General features: G+C 45.2%; 12 protein-coding genes and 1 pseudogene. 6 read left to right on the top strand and 7 right to left on the bottom strand.

Going from position 1 to position 13,767, the window contains the following annotated elements:
* Nucleotides 1-17 precede the first annotated feature (17 nt).
* The gene (locus VXQ92_RS03810) at nucleotides 18-1,538 is read right to left on the bottom strand and encodes a catalase (protein ID WP_416680484.1); all 1,521 of its coding nucleotides are present in this window, start codon (nucleotides 1,536-1,538) and stop codon (nucleotides 18-20) included.
* Nucleotides 1,539-2,157: 619 nt separating this feature from the next.
* Between VXQ92_RS03810 and VXQ92_RS03805 the strand changes: the two genes are divergently transcribed.
* Nucleotides 2,158-2,337 (top strand): DUF7230 family protein, encoded by a 180-nt coding sequence (locus VXQ92_RS03805; RefSeq protein WP_071852341.1) that lies wholly within the window; start codon nucleotides 2,158-2,160, stop codon nucleotides 2,335-2,337.
* 1 nt (nucleotide 2,338) lies between these two features.
* Here VXQ92_RS03805 and VXQ92_RS03800 read toward each other — a convergent pair.
* The 3 genes and pseudogenes from VXQ92_RS03800 to VXQ92_RS03790 form a co-directional block, all read right to left on the bottom strand.
* Nucleotides 2,339-2,836 (bottom strand): annotated as a pseudogene (locus VXQ92_RS03800) (hypothetical protein); the annotation flags it as partial.
* A gap of 48 nt (nucleotides 2,837-2,884) precedes the next feature.
* Nucleotides 2,885-5,182 carry a phosphoenolpyruvate--protein phosphotransferase gene (ptsP, locus tag VXQ92_RS03795; RefSeq protein WP_416680483.1) on the bottom strand — a complete coding sequence of 766 codons (2,298 nt, stop codon included), beginning with the start codon at nucleotides 5,180-5,182 and terminating at the stop codon, nucleotides 2,885-2,887.
* 89 nt (nucleotides 5,183-5,271) lie between these two features.
* The gene (locus tag VXQ92_RS03790; RefSeq protein WP_064094879.1) at nucleotides 5,272-5,754 is read right to left on the bottom strand and encodes an RNA pyrophosphohydrolase; all 483 of its coding nucleotides are present in this window, start codon (nucleotides 5,752-5,754) and stop codon (nucleotides 5,272-5,274) included.
* 182 nt (nucleotides 5,755-5,936) lie between these two features.
* On the opposite strand from VXQ92_RS03790, the gene VXQ92_RS03785 reads away from it, so the two are divergent.
* Nucleotides 5,937-6,587 carry an HAD family hydrolase gene (locus VXQ92_RS03785; protein ID WP_064094878.1) on the top strand — a complete coding sequence of 217 codons (651 nt, stop codon included), beginning with the start codon at nucleotides 5,937-5,939 and terminating at the stop codon, nucleotides 6,585-6,587.
* Nucleotides 6,588-6,748: 161 nt separating this feature from the next.
* Nucleotides 6,749-6,997 (top strand): DUF2789 family protein, encoded by a 249-nt coding sequence (locus tag VXQ92_RS03780; protein ID WP_064094877.1) that lies wholly within the window; start codon nucleotides 6,749-6,751, stop codon nucleotides 6,995-6,997.
* A 43-nt stretch (nucleotides 6,998-7,040) separates the two neighbouring features.
* Here the strand turns inward: VXQ92_RS03780 and ovoA are convergent, their stop codons facing one another.
* The 3 genes from ovoA to VXQ92_RS03765 all read right to left on the bottom strand — a co-directional run bounded on the left by ovoA (nucleotide 7,041) and on the right by VXQ92_RS03765 (nucleotide 10,685).
* On the bottom strand, nucleotides 7,041-9,215 hold the full coding sequence (ovoA, locus tag VXQ92_RS03775; RefSeq protein WP_064094876.1) for a 5-histidylcysteine sulfoxide synthase: 2,175 nt from the start codon (nucleotides 9,213-9,215) through the stop codon (nucleotides 7,041-7,043).
* Nucleotides 9,216-9,379: 164 nt separating this feature from the next.
* Complete coding sequence (locus VXQ92_RS03770; RefSeq protein WP_064094875.1) at nucleotides 9,380-10,255, bottom strand: LysR family transcriptional regulator; 876 nt, start codon at nucleotides 10,253-10,255, stop codon at nucleotides 9,380-9,382.
* A 193-nt stretch (nucleotides 10,256-10,448) separates the two neighbouring features.
* Nucleotides 10,449-10,685 carry a DUF2061 domain-containing protein gene (locus tag VXQ92_RS03765; RefSeq protein WP_005107971.1) on the bottom strand — a complete coding sequence of 79 codons (237 nt, stop codon included), beginning with the start codon at nucleotides 10,683-10,685 and terminating at the stop codon, nucleotides 10,449-10,451.
* A 272-nt stretch (nucleotides 10,686-10,957) separates the two neighbouring features.
* Between VXQ92_RS03765 and leuC the strand changes: the two genes are divergently transcribed.
* From leuC to VXQ92_RS03750, 3 genes are all read left to right on the top strand, one after another.
* On the top strand, nucleotides 10,958-12,406 hold the full coding sequence (gene leuC, locus VXQ92_RS03760; RefSeq protein ID WP_064094874.1) for a 3-isopropylmalate dehydratase large subunit: 1,449 nt from the start codon (nucleotides 10,958-10,960) through the stop codon (nucleotides 12,404-12,406).
* Between the two features lie 21 nt (nucleotides 12,407-12,427).
* Nucleotides 12,428-13,078 (top strand): 3-isopropylmalate dehydratase small subunit, encoded by a 651-nt coding sequence (gene leuD, locus VXQ92_RS03755; protein WP_416680482.1) that lies wholly within the window; start codon nucleotides 12,428-12,430, stop codon nucleotides 13,076-13,078.
* 87 nt (nucleotides 13,079-13,165) lie between these two features.
* Entirely contained in the window at nucleotides 13,166-13,729 is a 564-nt protein-coding gene (locus VXQ92_RS03750) for a hypothetical protein (RefSeq protein ID WP_416680481.1), read from the top strand.
* The last annotated feature ends 38 nt before the right edge of the window (nucleotides 13,730-13,767 follow it).

The raw sequence follows: 13,767 nt of genomic DNA, 5'->3' as shown, positions 1-13,767 counted from the left end.
TACATATCTAAAGTGGCTTAGATGAAACTAGGTAGCCCTTTGGCTGGGTCGCTTTCACGAGCCGCTTGAGCATCTGCTACAGTCATCCCCAGTGCTTGTGCTACGCCTTCACCGTAAGCGGGATCACAATGATAACAGTTGCGGATGTGACGGTATTTGATGAAATCCAGGGCATCGCCCATTGCTCTAGCCGTATTATTGAACAGCGCCTGTTTCTGCTGGTCATTCATTAGATTGAACAGGGCACGAGGTTGGCTGAAGTAATCATTGTCATCTTCACGGAAATCCCAGAAATCGGCATCACCGGTGATTTTCAATGGTGGCTCTCTGAATTCCGGCTGCTCCTGCCACTGGCTAAAACTGTTCGGCTCGTAATGTGGCAATGAACCATAGTTGCCATCCATGCGGCCTTGACCATCACGGCGGTTCGAATGTACAGGACAACGTGCAGCATTGACTGGAACCTGTGAATGATTCACGCCAACACGGTAACGCGCTGCGTCGGCATAGTTCACTAAACGTGCCTGTAACATACGGTCCGGTGAGTAGCTGATGCCCGGTACCAAATTGCTTGGTGCAAAGGCTGCCTGTTCTACATCCTGGAAATAATTTTCCGGATTGCGGTTCAGTTCGAATTCACCGACTTCAATCAGTGGATAATCGCCCTTTGGCCAGACTTTGGTCAGGTCAAATGGATGATAAGGCACTGTTTCGGCTTCCAGTTCCGGCATGATCTGAACGTACATTTTCCATTTTGGATAGTCACCACGTTCGATGGCATCAAACAGGTCGGTCTGGCTGCTTTCACGGTCTTTGGCAATCAAGTCTGCAGCTTCAGCATCGGTCAGGTTCTGGATGCCTTGCTGGGTACGCATATGGAATTTTACCCAGAAGCGTTCATTTTGGGAATTGATAAAACTGAAGGTGTGACTGCCAAAACCATGCATATGACGGTAACCGGTCGGAATCCCGCGGTCGGACATGACAATGGTCACTTGATGCAAAGCTTCAGGCAACAGTGTCCAGAAATCCCAGTTATTGGTGGCGCTGCGCTTGTTGGTTTTCGGGTCGCGTTTGACTGCTTTATTCAGGTCAGGGAACTTGCGCGCATCCCGCAGGAAAAACACCGGGGTGTTATTGCCGACCAGATCCCAGTTGCCTTCTTCAGTATAGAATTTTAAGGCAAAACCGCGAATATCGCGTTCCGCATCGGCCGCACCACGTTCACCCGCCACTGTTGAGAAACGGGCAAACATTTCGGTTTTTTTGCCGACTTCAGAGAAAATTTTAGCGCGGCTATATTGGGTAATATCATTGGTCACGGTAAAGGTACCAAAAGCACCTGAACCTTTGGCATGCATACGACGCTCTGGAATCACTTCGCGGACAAAGTTGGCCAGTTTTTCATTCAGCCATAAATCCTGGGCAAGTAAAGGTCCACGCGCACCTGCCGTCATACTGTTCTGGTTGTCGACCACAGGTGCCCCAGCCTCAGTAGTCAGGTGGGTGACAGGGCATTTTTTAAAATCTTGGCTCATCTTTCCTCTCCAAGTTTTGAATATCTTATGTCGTTTACCTAGTATTCATAAAATATTGAGATATATGCTAATCAGATCAGGTTTCGCTATATTTACAATATCTTTAAATAAAGGGTGTTACAGCACAAAACGGAATTCAGGGTATAATTGAGTGAGCTCACTCAAAAAATATTTTTAAATTTAATAAAGTTTAAAATGTTGAAAATTAAATGGTTACTCTTAAAAAGTAACGGGTTTTCCACTCTGTGACAATATCAAATTCTATATATTTTGAATAACTCGAATAATGAATGGGATTAAACGAAAATAACAATATCTAAGTCGATAATATGTTTTTATCAAAGGATAAAAATAATAAGTGAATAGTATTGTTTAAAATAAATTTTATAACTGATTTATTTTAAACGTTTTTTTAATCGAGTTTTGTTTGGCTGAAGAAACCCATAAAAATAATGAATGAAATAAGGGTGTTTTCTGGCTATAACTCCCATTTTTGCATATAGAAAATCCTGGCTAAATGGGCTTTATTTTTGAAAAAGCATTGGCAAATATGCTTGAAAATTAGTCAGCCGGCCCTATAATTATCTCACTCCTTCTTCCAAATGATATAGAGAGCAAGATGGCCAAGAAAAAAACAGCCGAGCAGGTAGTGATCCACAATTTTGTGGCAAAACACATGCATGAAGTCAACAAAAGCCAGGTCTTTGTAGACCGAAAGAAAAATGCAAAACGTGGCTACAGCAAGCACAGACAAGGGCGATATTCCATGGAAGATCGCCCTTTTTTAATGGCAGCTTAAGAGGTTTATAAGGTGGTTGGGGGCGATGTGGTGGCTGTTTGGGGTTGGATTTGAGTGGAGAAAGCGGGGCGACTGGCCGGGTACGACGGGTTTGTGAATATTGATTTGGACGACGGGACTGGTTTGAAGATTCATCCGTGATTAAATCATTGAAAAGTTTATGTAGTCTGCTTTGAACAGGCGCTTCAGGATGAGGGGAATGAGGCTGCGGCCTGGCCTGTTGAAAACTGGCAAATTGATGTTTTTGTTGCTGATAAAGTTTGGCGGCCATCACGGAGGGGTCATGTCGGCCTAAACGCCGTCGTTGCGATGCCGAAATTTCAATGCCCAGTAGTGGCGACATTTTAGGCCGTTCGGTAGAGTTGCTGGTCCGATTGCTGGCAGGGCGGGAGCGAGATGAATACGAATCATCAGTATTTTTTCGGGCTTTTAAGGCAGGTGCAATAATAACAATATAGAACACCACAGCTACCATGAACAGAATGACCAGAAATTCCATAACCACCTCCACCAATGTCGAGAGTGAGGGGGCTGGAAAAGCCCCGTATTAAGCACCTACCATACGCGTGGCTGATTTCACTATATCTCCCAGACCATGAGTTCTGAAATAATATTCTAACCAGCTTTTTACCATGAGTGGATTGTCCATTTTTAACACATGTTGTAGCAATTTCTGTGCATCACTCATCGGAACATGACAAATGGTTTTACGAACCCGCAGAATATTACTTGAACTCATCGACAGGGTATTAAAGCCCATGGCCATGAGTAAAACGGCAGACAGCGGATCACCCGCCATTTCCCCGCAGATACTGACCGGTTTTTCATTGCGATGACAGTCCTGCACCAGACGGGTCAGGGCACGCATTACTGCAGGGTGCAGGTGTGAATAGACATTGGCCACCCGTGGATTATTACGGTCGACGGCCAACAGATATTGGGTCAGATCGTTGGAGCCGACCGAGAAGAAATCGACCAGTTCGGAAAATTCATCAATCTGATATAGCACGCTGGGAACTTCCACCATAATACCGAGTTTAGGCTTGTTTACCTTGACCTGTTCCTCTTCCTGAATCGCCGCATGATCACGTTCCAGCAGGTAGAGCGCTTCTTCGACTTCACTGACACTGGTCACCATCGGCAGCAGAATATGCAGGTTATTCAGTCCGATACTGGCTTTGAGCATGGCGCGAATCTGTGAAGAAAAAATTTCCGGATGGTCCAGGGTAAAACGGATGCCACGCCAGCCGAGTGCCGAATTTTCTTCTTCAATCGAGAAATACGGCAGGTCTTTGTCTGCACCAATGTCCAGAGTCCGCATCACTACCGGTTTATTGGCAAAGTGACTGAGTTGCTGGCGATAAATCGCACGTTGTTCTTCCTCGCCCGGGAAGCGGTCACGTAACATAAACGGAATTTCAGAACGGTATAAACCGACACCTTTGGCACCACGCTGCACACCACGCACCACATCAATCATCAGACCGGTGTTGACGTATAGTTTGACCGCCACGCCATCCGGGGTAATCGCATCTTTGGTTTCGTACTGGCGCAGATCTTTAGCAATCTGTTCTTCTTCTTTTTGAATTTCTTTATAGCGACTGCGCAGGCGACGTGGCGGATTAATAAAGACCCGGCCCTGATGCGCATCGACAATCATTTCCACATCATCGAGGGTATTGATTGGCAGTTCGGTTACGCCGACCACAGTCGGAATACCGAGAGCACGCGCTACAATCACCATATGTGAGTTCATGGCACCTTCAGTGGTGACAATTGCGGCAATTTTATCTACCGGTAATTCAACTAGTGCCGCCGTCGAAATTTCTTCACCAATCAGGATGCTTTCATCGGTCAGTTCACGGTGACTGGCATCTGCTTCCTGTAAACGGGCCAGAATACGCCGGCCCAGATCTTTCAGGTCTGCTACCCGCTCACGTAAATAATCATCTTCCATCTGGGAAAATTGTGCCACATGATTGTCAATGACAATCCGCACCGCGCCTTGTGCCCAGTGACCTTCACGGATAAAAGCCTTGATTTCTGCAGGCAGTGCATTTTCATCCAGCATCCGCAAGAATACACTAAACAGTGCGCGCTCTTCAGCCATGAGTGCATCCTGCATCTTGTCATCCAGCCACTGAATTTCTTCACGGACTGAATTCAGTGCGCTATCCAATAACATCAGTTCTTCACTGATATCATCGGCCTCACGTTCCGGTACGGCAGTCAGATCCGCTGGCGGATAAAGAATCACTGCACGGCCTAAGGCAATACCCCCTGAACCGGAAACCCCCTGAAAGGTTTTATAGGCAGGCAGGTTACTCGGTTTACGGAATACATCAATATTGCCCACCGCATGGGCATGCGCAATTACGCCTGAAAGCTGGGCACAGAGCGTAACCAGAAAAGATTCGGCAGCTTCGGAAAAATCCTGTGGCTCCTTGTTTTGAACAACCAGTACGCCCATGACCTTGCGACGGTACATGACTGGAACGCCAAGAAAAGAGTTATAAAGCTCTTCACCGGTTTCTGGCAAAAACAGGAACCGTTCATGTTTAGGAGCATTGTCCAGATTGACAATTTCTTCACGCTGGCCTACCAGCCCCACCAGACCTTCCCCTGTCTGCAAAGATACATGACCGACGGACTCCGCATTCAGGCCCTTAGACGCCATGAGTAGATAGCGCTGATTGCGTTCATCGAGGAGATAAATCGAGCAGACATCAACCTGCATGGCTTCGGCTACATGATTGACCATGATGTCAAGTGATTCATGCAAACTGGTGGACGCATTGATCTCCTGAACAATACGTCTCAAGGTGTCCAGCTGCATATTCGACATAAGGTCTGCTCCATCAATTCAGAATTTCAGTAATTAAGTTTATTTATAACAATAGCCAAGTAAAAAATCTGCATTATTTATGCGATTTTTTAAGGTTTTTGCTGTGGAAGTTGCTGACACAATTCCACCAAGGCTTTACGATAAACATCACGTTTGAAATTCACGACTTGACCAAGTGGATACCAGTAACTGACCCATTGCCATTGATCAAATTCGGGCGGATCAGACAGATTCAACTGAATATTCTGTGCCGGGGCCGTCAGTTTGAGTAAAAACCACTTTTGTTTTTGACCAATACAGACCGGATCGGAATCCGTACGAATGTATCGATGCGGCAAACGATAGCGCAACCAGCCTTTGGTTTGCGCAATAATCTGGACGTGTTCGGGCAGTAAGCCAATTTCTTCTCTCAGCTCACGATAGAGTGCCTGTTCAGGGGTTTCTCCATACTGGATACCTCCTTGTGGAAATTGCCATGCATTATGACCAATGCGTTTTGCCCATAAAACCTGTCCAGCATCGTTTGCCAAAATGATCCCGACATTCGGTCGGAAACCTTCAGAGTCGATCATTTGGCTACCTAAAAATTGTTTAATTTATGCCTTTGCCATCGGGGAGCATTATTTCGTTATCCAACTCGAAAAAAGCAAAGTTTAAAAATGTTAAAATTGCTATGATCTTAACGAATTTCTATCGACTAGCGGAGATAGATTTACAATTTTTTTCTTAAATTTCAGTTTTAACGAGTATTTTCATGAAATTGGCGCTATTTGATCTCGATCACACCTTGTTAAACACGGATTCGGATCATTCCTGGGGAGAGTTTTTGGTCAGCGAGGGCCTGGTCGATCCAGTTCAGCACCGTGCCATGAATGACAAGTTCTATGATGATTATAAAAAAGGCCAGCTGGATCCTTATGCCTATAATGAATTTGTATTCCAGTTTCTAACCCAACATGACAATGATTATCTGGTTGAATTACATCAACTGTTCATGCAAAAAGTCATTCGTCCACAAATGCGTCCTGAAGGTTTTAAAGCCATTGAGCGCCACCGTGAAGCAGGGCATGCCTTAGTGGGGATTACCGCGACTTCAGACTTTATTACCGCACCGATTTTTCGTGAATTCGGAATTACTGAAATTATTGCCACCAATGCTGAAGTCATTGATGGGAAATATACCGGTAAAGTTATCAATACGGCGTGCTATCAGCAAGGCAAGCTGGTGCGACTGGAACAGTGGCTGGAAGGCCGTGACGTAACTGAGTCTTGGGCCTATTCAGATTCGATTAATGACCGTTTCTTGCTGGAATATGCGGATCATGCCATTGCCGTCAATCCGGATGATCGTTTGGAAACTCTGGCAAAGGAGCAGGGTTGGGAAATACAGGACTGGTCAATCTAAACAGCCCAATCTCAGTGATATAGTCAATCTAGCACAACTCCGGTTGTGCTTTTTATGTGCCTCACTTGAATATTAATGTTTTTTCACAGTCCGGCCCAATCAGGCATGCTATGCTCAAACAACAGGACATGATAACAATAGTAAACTCTGAGGTATAAGATATGACTCACGTTCGACCGCGTATGACACATCTGTTCCAGCAGCTTGGCCTAGATGCCAGTGCAGAAGGTATTGCAACATTTATTCACGAGCATCAATTGCATAAAGACCTGACTTTACTGGATGCGCCGTATTGGTCAGAAGCACAACGTCAATTTTTAAGCGAGAAAATAGCCTCTGATGGCGAATGGGCGATTGTGGTAGATCAACTCAATGAATCCTTACATGAAAACTCAACCATTGAAGGATAATTAAAAAGCCAATCCTATGATTGGCTTTTTTAGGTCATCACTTTTAGCGAATCCTTCTCCAGATGGTGACTTGTGACAGCGTGTGTTGATACTTTCTGGCCGTTTCCCGAATCACAAAAGGCACATCCTGTGGCTCGGCCACCAATTCAAAGTGCTGGGTTAAGATATTGGTTATACCTGCCAAGGTCGTAATATTTTCCCCATCCTGCTGAAAACCACCCAGCCATTCACTACGCGCCGTATGTTCTTCCAGCCAGGTATAGGGCGAGCTCAACATTAAAATACCCCCCATATTGATACGCTCATGAATCTGCGCCAAAAAGTCTTTCGGATGATGTAACCGGTCAATCAGATTTGCTGCCAGAATAAAATCATAGCCGCTAAAATGTGCTTTAAGATTGCAGGCATCAGCCTGAAAAAATTCCGTTTTAGATGCAAACTGATCCAAAGCGACATCTTCAAGTGAACAGCTTTTTTCTTCGCTTAATTCACCTTCTAGTGGCAGTTGATAACGTACTCTGTTGCCTTGAGCCAAATAAACTGCCTGCTGGATAAAGCGTGCAGAAAAGTCCAGACCGGTTACCTGATCAAAATAGTGTGCCAGTTCAAAGCTGGCGCGACCGGTGGCACAGCCAATATCTAAGGCACGATGACATGGCGTTTGCTGAAAATAGGGTTGCGCCAGATGGACCAATGTTTTAGCAAAATTGGTGACACCAAAATATTCAGTGCCATACTGGAATTCTAGATATTGAGAGACCAGCTGGTCGCTTTCATAGTTCGAAGGGAAATGTTGCACTGCTTGATCAGAGGCGACATAGCGAAAACCGGCATGCTGGAAGAAATGCCGTCTGAAGGCGTAGCGGGAACTATATAAAGCTTCATTGCCCGCCGAAATCCAGGAGCCACCTTTCATCAGGTTATGGCGACCGTCAAAGGTCGGTGTACTGAAATCATCATAAAACGGATGCACCTGAAAACCCTGAAATGGATAGATCGGGGTTTCAGTCCACTGCCAGACATTGCCCTGAATATCGTAAAAATCACCCTGCTTGAAATGATCCACCGGACAGGAGCTGGTGCCGTATTTCAACTCGATATTGGCCTGTTCAGGACTTGGTAAATGTGGATCCAGGTCTGAAATCGCATACAGGCGATACCATTCGTCTTCGGTCGGCAAGCGAATATTTTTCCCCAGCTGTTGCGATTTCCACTGGCAAAAGGCCTTGGCTTCATGATAATTCACTTCTACAGGCCAATCCCAAGGCATCGGTACCTCTTCCAGCATCAGTCGCAGTGACCAGCCCGATTCAGTTCTGCGCCAAAAACAGGGGTAAGCAGCTTGGGAAAATTGCAGCCAGCCTAGACCTTCTTCATTCCAGTAGTGTTCGATCTGATAGCCACCAGCTTCGACAAAAGCCAGAAATTCCTGATTGGATACCAGATATTTGGAAGCTGCAAAAGCCGCTACCTGCGCTTTATGCTGGCCGTATTCATTGTCCCAGCCATAAAATGGATCGTTAAAATCTTTCTTTAGATGGATCTCACCTTCAGGCACAGGCAGCAAGCTGTTATCCGGAGCCATGCCGGTAATGATATTGGCACGCCACTGCGGATGCTGGCGTACATGTTCCAGAGCATGCTGGCGGATCAGTACGGAAGAAGTTTCCAGATGAATCCGTTCATGCTCAATGCCCATGATGATGGTCCACCAGGGATTTTGCCAGTTTAAGGGCAGAGTCAATGGGGCATGTTCAAGAATGTTCAAGATCAGGGCACGCACCTGATGACGATAATTGCGGACTTCCTGCACACTGGGCCAGTCATAATGTACTTTATCCAGATCATCCCAGCTCATCTCGTCCACACCGATTGCAAAAATACTTTCAAAATGCGGATTCAGGCGTTCGCTGATCAGTTTGCTGAGCAGCAGTTTGTTGACAAAAAAAGTGGCAGTATGCGCAAAATAAAAAATCAGCGGATGACGTAAGGTAATCGGTTTAATGAAAAAAGCATCTTCATGCTTGAGACATTCAAACAGTTGCTCATAGGTGTCAAAAGTATTCAGAAAATATTCACGTAAGTGCTGTCGGGCGGTCTGTTCATCGGCAAAATCAAGCGCCGGCGTGGGTAGCAGCATCGGTTTAGCCGAAAGCCATGGGCTGCTGGTACTTTTTTTATCTTTAGAATGGGGTTTTAAGGCAAAATCGAGCTGCATCCGTCAGGCTCCATGGAATAGTTTTAAGCATCCTTCTGCATCGCAAAAGAATGGAATTGTCTTAAAAATACTCGAAAGATATCGCCAAATGGGGGGTATTTAGGTAACAAAATGCTGCATCGTGCTTGATGCAGCATGTTCAGCTACAGCTTAACTTAAATAGGCTAAATAGGCAGAGCACTGTCTTGCATGAGCTGAACCAGAGCCTGTGCCGCTTTGGACTGCGTACGACCAGGATGCCAGACCATGCCCAAACGGCGGTTCATTTCCAGATTAATGTCTAGTTGGTGCAGGTCATGATTTACTAAAGTTTTTGGTAGCACAGACCAGCCCAAACCAATCGATACCAGCATCCGGATCGATTCCAGCGGATTGTTACTCATGCTGACTTTCGGTTTAATACCCTGTTTTTCAAACTCTGCCAAGGTGATCTGCGAGGTATAAGTTTGTGAAGAGGGCAACAGGCTTGGATATTCGAGCAAATCTTCCAGAGACAGATTTTTTTGCTGTGCCAGCGGATGAAACGGTGCCACCACAAAGACCAGAGGATCATTCCAGATGGTCACGTAATTCAGGCGTGCATCACCCCGTGGCGGCAGGGTTAAAAATGCCAGTTCCAGATCACCGGCAATCACCTGTTCATGTGCCTGTTCAGAATCGACAAAATGCACATCCAGGGTCACGTCCGGATAGGCTTGGACATAACGGCGCAAATGGCTCGGAAGATGATGCAGGCCAATATGATGACTGGTACCAATTTTCAGTTTACCCTGTACCAGAGCCTGTTCATGGCTCAAGGTATAATGAATATCACCGAGCTCGTTCAGCCAGTTTTTCACTTTAGGCAACAGGGAATGTGCCGCATGGGTGGCCTGTACGCCACGTCCGGCAGATTCAAACAGTTTGACTCCAAAGTATTCTTCCAGACTGTGAATACGTTTGGTGACGGCAGGCTGGGTAATAAAAAGCTGATCTGCAGCCAGAGATATCGAACCGGTTTCCATGACTTTTACAAAGGCTTCAAAGGCTGCGAGATTCATCTTAATCACCTATAAAGAATTTTTATGCTTAAGGTTATTATTGTTATATTTTAAGAATAAATCAAAGTAAAATTAGTTTATTTATATTAGGTTGCTGAATTACTAAACGTTTTCAACGTATTGTATTTTTAAGAAGTTAAAAAAAAGACCGCCTCTGCAGACGGTCTTTCATCAGGAACCCCGACAGAAGATCTTAGACGGTAATGTCCTCATTCTGCTGTTGGTTATTACGCTCCCAGATTTTTTCATGAAAAAAGAAAGCAACGGCTTGTACGGTGGGTTCTAACAAACTTAATGCAATGGCCATGGTCAAACTGCCGGTCACCAAGTAACCCACAATCATCGCCACAGTAATGTGCATGATGTAATAGCTGAAAGTCTTTTTAAACATGCGCTGATTGTTGTCTACAAAACGTTGAATATGTGCCATGTCGAAGTTCCTCTAAATAAGTTATCTCTGCCGATGAATAAATAATAATAATTCTCATTTAATTTGTAAAAACGAATATTTTTTATAAAATGATCGGAAAATCTGATTTAAGGAGATAAATAGAAATAATCTGAAAGTCTGATTTAATTCACTTTTTAAAAGATTCCAAAAAGTTTTTTAACTAATAAAAATGATAAATTAGATTTATGTGATTGCAGCGATATAATCAAAATCAGAGAAAGAATTTACCCAGTCCAGTGGAGTATATCGACATGGCAGGCGAGACCCAAACAGTACAAAAGCAAAATGCAAAAACACTATATGACAAGTTGTGGGATGACCATTTAGTAACGCAACGTGACGATGGTTCTGCCTTACTCTATATCGACCGTCACCTGTTGCATGAAGTAACCTCACCACAGGCATTTGAAGGGTTGCAATTGGCTGGGCGCAAGCCATGGCGTTTAAGTGCCAACATTGCTACACCGGATCATAACGTACCGACCTCGAAAAAAGAGCGTGAGCAGGGCGTAGCCGGAATTGAGGATGAAACCTCGCGCATCCAGGTGCAAACCTTGGATGACAACTGCAAGACCTTTAATATTGTTGAATTTGATATTAACGATATCCGTCAGGGCATTGCGCATGTGGTCGGGCCGGAGCAGGGCTTGACCTTACCGGGCATGACCGTGGTGTGTGGTGACTCGCATACTGCAACCCATGGTGCTTTTGGCTGTTTGGCGCATGGGATCGGGACATCCGAAGTTGAACATGTATTGGCGACCCAATGCCTGGTTCAAAAGAAAATGAAAAACATGCTGGTGCGTGTTGATGGCAAATTAGGTCAGGGTGTAACACCAAAAGATGTGGTCTTGGCGATTATTGGCAAGATTGGTACAGCAGGCGGTACTGGTCACGCGATTGAATTTGGCGGTCAGGTCTTCCGTGACATGTCTATTGAAGGTCGTATGACTGTGTGCAACATGGCGATTGAAGCCGGTGCCCGTGTCGGCATGGTGGCTGTCGATGAAAAAACCATTGAGTATGTTAAAGGCCGTCCGTATGCGCCGACTGCAGAGCAGTGGGATCAGGCAGTTGCTTACTGGAATACTTTACATTCAGATGATGACGCATACTTTGACACGGTTGTTGTATTGCAAGGTGAGGAAATCGAGCCACAAGTGTCTTGGGGTACTTCCCCTGAGATGGTGATTCCGGTCTCTCAAGCAGTACCGACTTTAGAACAAGCCAAAGATGATGTACAACGCAATGACTGGAACCGTGCTTATCAATATATGGGCTTAAATGCAGGTCAGGCATTAGCAGACATCCAGTTAGATCGTGTATTTATCGGTTCGTGCACCAACTCGCGTATTGAAGATATCCGTGCTGCAGCCGAAGTGATTAAAGGTCGCAAAGTCGCATCTTCAATCAAACAGGCGATGGTGGTTCCTGGTTCTGGACTGGTCAAAGCCCAGGCAGAAGCGGAAGGTCTGGACAAAGTATTTGTCGAAGCGGGCTTCGAATGGCGTGAACCCGGCTGTTCAATGTGTCTGGCGATGAATGCCGACAAGTTACAACCAGGCGAGCATTGTGCGTCGACTTCGAACCGTAACTTTGAAGGTCGTCAGGGCAATGGCGGTCGTACTCATCTGGTGAGTCCAGCCATGGCAGCCGCTGCTGCGATTGCAGGTCACTTTGTTGATGTTCGTTCATTTTAATTGGTACGTAGGAGCACAGACATGAAAGCTTATACCGTTGAACAAGGTATCGTTGCACCTTTAGACCGTGCCAATGTCGATACAGATTTAATTATTCCAAAACAGTTTTTGAAATCGATCAAACGTACCGGTTTCGGTGAAAATTTATTTGATGAATTGCGTTATCTGGATGAAGGTCATCCAGGTCAGGACAATTCAGTTCGTCCGATCAATCCGGACTTTGTCTTGAACCAGCCACGTTATCAGGGTGCGTCTATTTTAATTTCACGTGCCAACTTTGGATGTGGTTCTAGCCGTGAACATGCGCCGTGGGCTTTGAGCGAATATGGTTTCCGTACCGTAATTGCGCCAAGCTTTGCTGATATTTTCTTTAATAACTGTTTTAAAAACGGTATGTTGCCTGTGATTTTGGCTGAAGATATTGTTGAGCAGTTATTTAAGGAGTGTGCAGCAGCTGAAGGCTATCAGTTGACCATTGACTTGCAGGCACAAGAAGTTCGTACCCCTACGGGCGAAAGCTTTAAGTTTGAAGTGGATCCATTTCGCAAGCATTGCCTGTTGAATGGTCTTGATGATATTGGCTTAACTTTGCAGGTAGCGGATGATATCCGTGCCTATGAGGAAAAAACCAAACAATCACGCCCTTGGGTATTTGCCGAAATTCACGAATAAATCAGCAAAAATTGTCATAGCGTGACTGCGAGGCTCTTGCTAATATCGAAAGATTATTAGGTTTTTTGATTGGGTAAGACAGACATTATGGCGAATTATTGGAAACAGTGGCTTGCTTTAAGTACGGTATCGGTGATGTTGGCTGCATGTCAAAGCATTGACACGATGAAACTCAAGCATGCCAAAGCAAGTACTGAGAGCAAAAATAATGTCCTGATTTACTGTACAGGGACAGCTGATTGCCAGTTTGAGCGTTTCAACCAGACCATTATCGTCCATGCCGACAATGGCCGCATTGGTGCTGAAGCATTGAAGCAGAAACTGGTACGCTTGCAGGCTAAAAACTTAAATCAGGCCAATCCAGTTTATCTATCCGTGCCAGCAGGACAGCATGAACTGGTCGTGCGTTTTTATCCAATCAGTAAGGATAAAGCAGAAACCTTGCATGTATTCCATCGCTTTCATGCCAATAACCGCTATAGCTTAAAGATGTTCCGTAACCGTAGTGCGCGTAGCAGCAGTTTATTAAATGCTTCGGCACCGGATCCGCTCTGCGTAGATCTGGTACAAGAGCAAAAAACCATTCGTCGTTTTTGCAAACCCTATAATGCAGTCACCGGGATTGCAGAGTTTGTAGAAAAGAAAATTTAACCTCTGTCAGGTCTGAATCTGACGTTTTAAACGGAAAA

It is taken from the genome of Acinetobacter sp. 228 (assembly GCF_048147885.1).
Note: the sequence above shows the minus strand (reverse complement) of the source record. Positions and strands in the feature narration are given on the sequence as shown.

What these genes read in the sequence shown, in the direction of transcription:
- VXQ92_RS03810 (WP_416680484.1), bottom strand. Translation starts at nt 1,538, where the DNA reads ATGAGCCAAGATTTTAAAAAATGCCCTGTCACCCACCTGACTACTGAG.
- VXQ92_RS03805 (WP_071852341.1), top strand. Translation starts at nt 2,158, where the DNA reads ATGGCCAAGAAAAAAACAGCCGAGCAGGTAGTGATCCACAATTTTGTG.
- ptsP (WP_416680483.1), bottom strand. Translation starts at nt 5,182, where the DNA reads ATGTCGAATATGCAGCTGGACACCTTGAGACGTATTGTTCAGGAGATC.
- VXQ92_RS03790 (WP_064094879.1), bottom strand. Translation starts at nt 5,754, where the DNA reads ATGATCGACTCTGAAGGTTTCCGACCGAATGTCGGGATCATTTTGGCA.
- VXQ92_RS03785 (WP_064094878.1), top strand. Translation starts at nt 5,937, where the DNA reads ATGAAATTGGCGCTATTTGATCTCGATCACACCTTGTTAAACACGGAT.
- VXQ92_RS03780 (WP_064094877.1), top strand. Translation starts at nt 6,749, where the DNA reads ATGACTCACGTTCGACCGCGTATGACACATCTGTTCCAGCAGCTTGGC.
- ovoA (WP_064094876.1), bottom strand. Translation starts at nt 9,215, where the DNA reads ATGCAGCTCGATTTTGCCTTAAAACCCCATTCTAAAGATAAAAAAAGT.
- VXQ92_RS03770 (WP_064094875.1), bottom strand. Translation starts at nt 10,255, where the DNA reads ATGAATCTCGCAGCCTTTGAAGCCTTTGTAAAAGTCATGGAAACCGGT.
- VXQ92_RS03765 (WP_005107971.1), bottom strand. Translation starts at nt 10,685, where the DNA reads ATGGCACATATTCAACGTTTTGTAGACAACAATCAGCGCATGTTTAAA.
- leuC (WP_064094874.1), top strand. Translation starts at nt 10,958, where the DNA reads ATGGCAGGCGAGACCCAAACAGTACAAAAGCAAAATGCAAAAACACTA.
- leuD (WP_416680482.1), top strand. Translation starts at nt 12,428, where the DNA reads ATGAAAGCTTATACCGTTGAACAAGGTATCGTTGCACCTTTAGACCGT.
- VXQ92_RS03750 (WP_416680481.1), top strand. Translation starts at nt 13,166, where the DNA reads ATGGCGAATTATTGGAAACAGTGGCTTGCTTTAAGTACGGTATCGGTG.